The organism is Streptomyces europaeiscabiei, assembly GCF_001550375.1.
Lineage (GTDB): Bacteria > Actinomycetota > Actinomycetes > Streptomycetales > Streptomycetaceae > Streptomyces > Streptomyces europaeiscabiei.
In genome coordinates, this window is record NZ_LRTR01000061.1 from 1 (window position 1) to 5,394 (window position 5,394).

Here is a 5,394-nt window from a genome sequence, read left to right on the forward strand (position 1 = left end):
CCGGCCCGCTGACCCGCACCCCGGCCCACGCGGCGGTCCGCGTACGGCGGCTCCGGGTGGACGGCATCGCGCCCGGCACCCTGCTCGCGTACGACGGGGAAGTCACCGAGGTGGAAGGGGATCTGACGCTCCGGAAGATCCCGGAGGCGCTGACGGTCTACCGCCCGGTGCCGCACTGACCCACCAACGCTAGTCCACAATTCAAGACGGCGGTCTCATTATTCGGCACGGTCGCGTACGGTTCGAGCACGAACTCGTGGACCTCACGGACCTCGTGGAAGGGGAACGGCCATGTCGAAGGCACGGGAGACCGCCGTCTACACGCACGGACACCATGAGTCGGTGCTGCGCTCGCACACCTGGCGGACGGCCGCCAACTCGGCGGCCTACCTCCTCGGTTCGCTGAAGCCCCACATGAGGATCCTGGACATCGGCTGCGGTCCGGGCACCATCACGGCGGACCTGGCCGCCCTGGTCCCGGACGGGCACGTCACCGGCGTCGACCACGCCCCCGGCATCCTGGACCAGGCACGCGCCACGGCCACCGGACGCGGCCTGCGCAACGTGGACTTCGCCGTCGCGGACGTCCACGCGCTGGACCACCCGGACGACACCTTCTGCGTGGTCCACGCGCACCAGGTGCTCCAGCACGTCGGCGACCCGGTGCAGGCGCTGCGCGAGATGCGCCGGGTGACCAGGCCGGGCGGTCTGATCGCCGTCCGTGACTCCGACTACGCGGCGATGACCTGGTTCCCCGGGTCCCCGGGCATGGACGACTGGCTGGACCTGTACCGCCGGGTGGCCCGCGCCAACGGCGGTGAGCCCGACGCGGGGCGCCGGCTGAAGTCATGGGCCCTGCGCGCCGGGCTCACCGACATCACGGCCACCTCCGCCACCTGGACCTACGCCACGGCGGACGAGCGGGCCTGGTGGAGCGGACTGTGGGCGGACCGGACGGTCGCCTCCGCGTACGCCGAGCGGGCCACGGAGAGCGGTCACGCGACGGTCGAGCGGCTCCATGCGATCGAGGCGGCCTGGCGGGAATGGGGGCGGCAGGAGGACGGCTGGTTCGCCGTACTGCACGGAGAAATTCTCTGCCGCAAGACGGCCTGAAAGGGAACATTCTGGAAACCCGGACCATCAGGAGGTTCGCCTTATGGTTCCCATCCTGCTGGTACTGCTGCTGGTGCTGATTCTCTTCGGCGCCGGATTCGCGGTCGAGGTTCTCTGGTACATCGCACTGGCTGTTCTGGTGCTGTGGCTCCTCGGATTCCTGGTGCGCGGCACGTCCGCCTCCGGAGGAAGGGGACGCTGGTACAAGTGGTGAATTCACCCGCGCCGCAGGTGAATCCACCCCTTGATTCACTCGCGCGGTAGCAACGGTCCGAGCGGCCCGAGGTCCAGGTTGAGGTCCTCGGGCCGCAGTCCGTAACGCTCGCGCAGCTCGGTCATACGGTCGTCGAGCAGCATCAGCGTGAGCCCGATGCGCTCCTCCTGGTCCTCCGAGAGTTCCCCGGTGTCGAAGCGGCGCAGCGCCTGCCGCTCCATGAGCTGGCGCAGCAGTTCGACCACGGTCAGGACCAGCTTGACCAGGTCCCTCTCCACCGTGTCGGGCTCCAGTTCGACGCGGTTGCGGCCGGTCACTCGATGCCTCCCCAGGGGGACGGAACCTGTTCGTTCACGGAGCTGATCAGCGCGTTCAGGTCGATGCGGACGAGATCGACGTCCGCGATGCGCAGGGTGAGGTCACCGGTGATCACGACCCCGCCGGCGAGAAGCCGGTCGAGGAGATCCACCAGGGCCACTTCACGACGTTCGATCACGGTCACGGGCCGTCCTCCACACTCTCCATGCCCTCGCGGCCCTCTTCGCTCTCTCCGCTGAAGGAATAGGCCGCCCAGGGCCCGGTGAGTTCCACCCGCAATCCCGGTTCCTCGCCCTTCGTACGGTCCACCAGTTCCACGAACTCCTCGGAATGGGCACGCGACACCAGGTAGGCCGCGTTCAGCACATTGCGTCCCGGAACGCCGGAGAGCGCGGAATTCTGCGGAGCGTGCAGCCGGGTGTCCTCGGCGAACTCCGAGAGGGTGCCGTGCAGACCGCGCGCGAACCGGTCGGCGTTCTCCCACATCTCCTCATGGGCCCGGTGACTCCGCCGCCGCTGCCGCAGATAGTCGCGCCCTGAGGAGACCTTCACGGGCTCCTGGGGCCGCTCCTGCTCCTCGGACTCCGCGTACACCTTGACGCCCCACTCCACCCGGCCCGCCAGCCGGTCCAGGGTCCGCCGGAAGCCCTCCTCGCGGGCCTCCAGCATGACCCGTACGCCGCTGTCGTCGCGGAACACGGTGCCGAGCCGGAGCGGCAGGGGCGTGGTGACGACGGTGAGGGCGTCGATCACGCTCTGGTGGGCGCGGGCGGTCTCGGTGAGCCAGTCCAGGTCCTCCAGATGGGCGCGCAGCGGCTGCTCCGCGAAGTCGCGCTCCGGCACCTCGCTGACCACGGCGATCAGGTCGTGGTGGCGCAGCTGCCGGGGCGGCGCGCCCGCGACCCCGGTGAGCTGGGACTGGAGCGCCGCGTCGAAGGGGCGGCAGACGGCGTACACGTAACGCAGTCCGGTCATGAGGGCTCCTCTCTGGCGCGGTCGCGCTCGATGGCCGGCTCCGGCTCCCGCCGGTACCCGCCCTCGTCCAGCTCCGCGAGCCGGGCACGCAACTCGGCGTTCTCACGGGAGAGTTCGTCACGGCGGGCGTTGGACGACAGCGCCGGGTCGGTCTCCCACCAGTCGATCCCCATCTCCTTGGCCTTGTCGACGGAGGCGACGATCAGGCGCAGCTTGATCGTGAGCAGTTCGATGTCGAGCAGGTTGATGCGGATGTCACCCGCGATCACCAGACCTTTGTCGAGTACACGCTCCAGGATGTCGGCCAGGTTGGCACTCCCGCCGCTCTGGCCGTACGGCTCGGGGACTCGGCTCGGGAAGGTCATCGACGACTCCTGCCCGCGGCGGCCGGTTCCTCGTCCTCATCCTCGTACGGTTCCTCCGCGATGTCCTCCCCGGCGTCGCCCTCGGCCTCGGGAACGTCCTCGTACTCGTCCTCGGGGACCTCTTCCGCGTCCTCCGGGTCGTCCTCGTCGGCGTACTCGTCGGTCTCGTCGGCCTCGTCCGGCTCGTACGCCTCGTCGGAGTCTCGGGGCTCCTCGTCCGGCTCCGGCTCCTCGTCCGCGTACTCGGCGTCGCCGTCCTCCGGCGCCTCGTCCTCAGGCAGCTCCTCTCGCTCCTCCTCCGCGAGGGCGTCCTCATGGCTGACGACGACCTCGCCGTCGCGGATCTCGCCGCGCCAGCCGTCCTCGGCCTCGCCCCTGAGGGTGATGAAGCGGGCGAAGTTCTTGAGGTCGAGCCGGGCCCGGCGGCCCTGGGCGCGCCAGATGTTGCCGGTCTTCTCGAAGAGGCCCTTCGGGTAGTACTCCAGGACCAGCAGAACCCGGGTGAGGTTGTCCGCGAGGGAGTGGAAGGAGACGGCGCCCTTCGTGGTTCCCTTGGCGCCCTCCGACGTCCAGGTGATCCGTTCGTCGGGCACCTGTTCGGTGGTGTGCGCCTTCCAGCTGCGGCTGGACCAGAAGACCTTCAGCTGCCAGTCGGAGTGGGTGTCGTCGGCCTGGTTGGCGCTCTTCACACCCTTGGCGAAGGTGCTGAAGCTCTGGAACTGGGTCCACTGGTCGTACGCGGTGCGCACCGGCACCCCGACGTCGATGGACTCGATGATCACCGTGGGCTTGCTGCCCGAGCCGCCCTTGCGTTTGCCTTTGCCGCCGCCGAGGCTCTTGAAGGCGCCGAGCACGCCGTCCTTGGCGCGGCCCGCGCCCACCTCCAGGGCGGTGCGCAGCGGCCCCTTGCCCTCGGCGAGCTTGCGCCCGCCGTCGAGGGCGAGCTTGGCGAAGCCGGGGCTGTTGCCGTCGGCGATGTCGTTGAGCTTGCCGGTGGTCTCGCCGAGCTTGCGGCCGGCGCCGACCAGGAGCCGCTGCGCCTGGGCGGCCAGATACTCCCGGGCCTCGGCCTTGAGATGGTCGACGGCCTCGCCATGGACCACGTCGGTGAGCGGGTTGCTCTTCGCCCCGTCCTTCGCCCGGTCCGTCGCGCGTCCGGTCGCCGCGCCGAGGGTCTCAGTCATCGTCGCCGCCTCCCCGCGTCGCCCGCGACCCGGTGGCCCTGCGGGCGTTCTTCTTGGCCGGGGCCTTGCCGGGGGCGGCCTTCTTGGCGGTCACCCTCCTGGCCGGTGCCTTCCGCGCCGGGGCGGCGGTCTTATCGGCGGGAGCCTTCTTCGCGGCCGGCCTCCCCTGCGACTTGGGCGCTGCCTTCCCCTGCGACTTGGGCGCGGCCTTCTTCGCCGGCCTCCTGCGCGAGGTCTTCTCCTCGGGTTCCTCGTCGTACTCGTCACGCGTGTCGGCGTACTCGTCGTCGTCCGCCTCGTCCGCGTACTCGTCCTCGCGGTCCTTCCCGCCGCGCCCCGGCAGGTCGGGTGCCACTCCGGCGAGCTGGTCGCGCATCTGCGAGGTGCGTCCGTGCAGTCGGCCGGCGAGCCCCTCGATCTGCCGCTCGATCAGCGCCCCGGTGGCCGCCCTGCCGACACCGCGCAGGTCCCCGCGGAGCTGGTCCCCGATCTCCTTGAACTGCGGGTTGTTCTGCAGTTGCCGGGACACCAGGTCCGCGAGCGCCCGCGGGCTCAGCTGCATCCGCTTGCCCGCCACCATGGTGCCGACCGCGAAGGCGAGTTTCATCTTCTTCGTACGTCCGAGGACGTATCCGGCCCCTACCGCGAGGCCCAGTCCGATTCGATTCATTGTGTCGTCCCGTTCCCGGTTCCTGTGCTCCTCTGCGAGCTGATCTCCAGCCGGTCCAGGAGTTCGTCCTCCAGCCGGTCGAACTCCTCCTCATCGATCTCGCCCGCTTCGAGCCGCTGCTCGAGGCGGGCGAGATCGGCACGGACGGCCGCAGGGTCGTAGTACTGACGCTCGGCCTCGGTGACGACTTGTCTCACCGCCCAGAGGCTGCCGCGCACCGGTGCGAACGGCAGCAGCAGCACCTCTGTGATCAGTCCCATGTGTTCGCCTCCTCAGCCTTGGAACGCCGTAGGTACGACGCGCCGTGGACACACGCGGAGCACGCCGTCAGTGCGTCGTCCCAGCGGGCTGCGCGGGCCCCGGTTCGACGAAGCTGTACGGCGGCAGCGGCCCGTTCACGCGCACCTCGATGTGCGGATGGCTCTTGCGGACGTCCTCCACGGCGTCGAGGAACGCCGCGGCCGACTGCCGGTTCACGAGGAACGACAGATTGGCCAGCCAGCCGGTGGAGTCGGGGCCCGCGCTGACGGCCGCGGCGGCCGGCTCCAGCGCCCG

At 70.1% G+C, this 5,394-nt stretch carries 10 protein-coding genes and 1 pseudogene; 3 read left to right on the forward strand and 8 right to left on the reverse strand.

Translation table 11 applies throughout. The features are described from left to right. The 3 genes and pseudogenes from AWZ10_RS53420 to AWZ10_RS02745 form a co-directional block, all read left to right on the forward strand. Positions 1 to 179: pseudogene (locus AWZ10_RS53420) on the forward strand (phosphoesterase); the annotation flags it as partial. A gap of 112 nt (positions 180 to 291) precedes the next feature. Further along, the gene (locus AWZ10_RS02740; RefSeq protein ID WP_046702776.1) at positions 292 to 1,113 is read left to right on the forward strand and encodes a class I SAM-dependent methyltransferase; all 822 of its coding nucleotides are present in this window, start codon (positions 292 to 294) and stop codon (positions 1,111 to 1,113) included. A gap of 43 nt (positions 1,114 to 1,156) precedes the next feature. After that, positions 1,157 to 1,327: a hypothetical protein gene (locus AWZ10_RS02745; protein ID WP_037703997.1), complete on the forward strand. Its 171-nt coding sequence runs from the start codon at positions 1,157 to 1,159 to the stop codon at positions 1,325 to 1,327. Between the two features lie 35 nt (positions 1,328 to 1,362). On the opposite strand, the gene AWZ10_RS02750 is transcribed toward AWZ10_RS02745, so the two are convergent. The 8 genes from AWZ10_RS02750 to AWZ10_RS02785 all read right to left on the reverse strand — a co-directional run. Next, positions 1,363 to 1,644, reverse strand: coding sequence for a gas vesicle protein K (locus tag AWZ10_RS02750; RefSeq protein ID WP_005482371.1), 282 nt, complete (start codon positions 1,642 to 1,644; stop codon positions 1,363 to 1,365). Continuing rightward, positions 1,641 to 1,829, reverse strand: a complete 189-nt coding sequence (locus AWZ10_RS02755) for a gas vesicle protein (protein WP_005482370.1) — start codon at positions 1,827 to 1,829, stop codon at positions 1,641 to 1,643. Before AWZ10_RS02755 ends, AWZ10_RS02750 begins: the two co-directional genes overlap by 4 nt. Continuing rightward, positions 1,826 to 2,620, reverse strand: a complete 795-nt coding sequence (locus AWZ10_RS02760; protein WP_046702777.1) for a GvpL/GvpF family gas vesicle protein — start codon at positions 2,618 to 2,620, stop codon at positions 1,826 to 1,828. The genes AWZ10_RS02755 and AWZ10_RS02760 overlap by 4 nt, the downstream gene beginning before the upstream one ends. After that, positions 2,617 to 2,985 carry a gas vesicle protein gene (locus tag AWZ10_RS02765; protein WP_037703995.1) on the reverse strand — a complete coding sequence of 123 codons (369 nt, stop codon included), beginning with the start codon at positions 2,983 to 2,985 and terminating at the stop codon, positions 2,617 to 2,619. The genes AWZ10_RS02760 and AWZ10_RS02765 overlap by 4 nt, the downstream gene beginning before the upstream one ends. After that, positions 2,982 to 4,169, reverse strand: coding sequence for an SRPBCC family protein (locus AWZ10_RS02770; protein ID WP_060890357.1), 1,188 nt, complete (start codon positions 4,167 to 4,169; stop codon positions 2,982 to 2,984). Before AWZ10_RS02770 ends, AWZ10_RS02765 begins: the two co-directional genes overlap by 4 nt. Then, the gene (locus AWZ10_RS02775; RefSeq protein WP_046702779.1) at positions 4,162 to 4,839 is read right to left on the reverse strand and encodes a hypothetical protein; all 678 of its coding nucleotides are present in this window, start codon (positions 4,837 to 4,839) and stop codon (positions 4,162 to 4,164) included. The genes AWZ10_RS02770 and AWZ10_RS02775 overlap by 8 nt, the downstream gene beginning before the upstream one ends. Then, positions 4,836 to 5,099, reverse strand: coding sequence for a gas vesicle protein GvpG (locus tag AWZ10_RS02780; protein WP_046702780.1), 264 nt, complete (start codon positions 5,097 to 5,099; stop codon positions 4,836 to 4,838). Before AWZ10_RS02780 ends, AWZ10_RS02775 begins: the two co-directional genes overlap by 4 nt. A 67-nt stretch (positions 5,100 to 5,166) precedes the next feature. Beyond that, positions 5,167 to 5,394, reverse strand: a 228-nt coding sequence (locus AWZ10_RS02785) for a GvpL/GvpF family gas vesicle protein (protein ID WP_208618434.1), incomplete at its 5' end; no start/stop codon positions are given.

What these genes read in the sequence shown, in the direction of transcription:
- AWZ10_RS02740 (WP_046702776.1), top strand. Translation starts at nt 292, where the DNA reads ATGTCGAAGGCACGGGAGACCGCCGTCTACACGCACGGACACCATGAG.
- AWZ10_RS02745 (WP_037703997.1), top strand. Translation starts at nt 1,157, where the DNA reads ATGGTTCCCATCCTGCTGGTACTGCTGCTGGTGCTGATTCTCTTCGGC.
- AWZ10_RS02760 (WP_046702777.1), bottom strand. Translation starts at nt 2,620, where the DNA reads ATGACCGGACTGCGTTACGTGTACGCCGTCTGCCGCCCCTTCGACGCG.
- AWZ10_RS02765 (WP_037703995.1), bottom strand. Translation starts at nt 2,985, where the DNA reads ATGACCTTCCCGAGCCGAGTCCCCGAGCCGTACGGCCAGAGCGGCGGG.
- AWZ10_RS02770 (WP_060890357.1), bottom strand. Translation starts at nt 4,169, where the DNA reads ATGACTGAGACCCTCGGCGCGGCGACCGGACGCGCGACGGACCGGGCG.
- AWZ10_RS02775 (WP_046702779.1), bottom strand. Translation starts at nt 4,839, where the DNA reads ATGAATCGAATCGGACTGGGCCTCGCGGTAGGGGCCGGATACGTCCTC.
- AWZ10_RS02780 (WP_046702780.1), bottom strand. Translation starts at nt 5,099, where the DNA reads ATGGGACTGATCACAGAGGTGCTGCTGCTGCCGTTCGCACCGGTGCGC.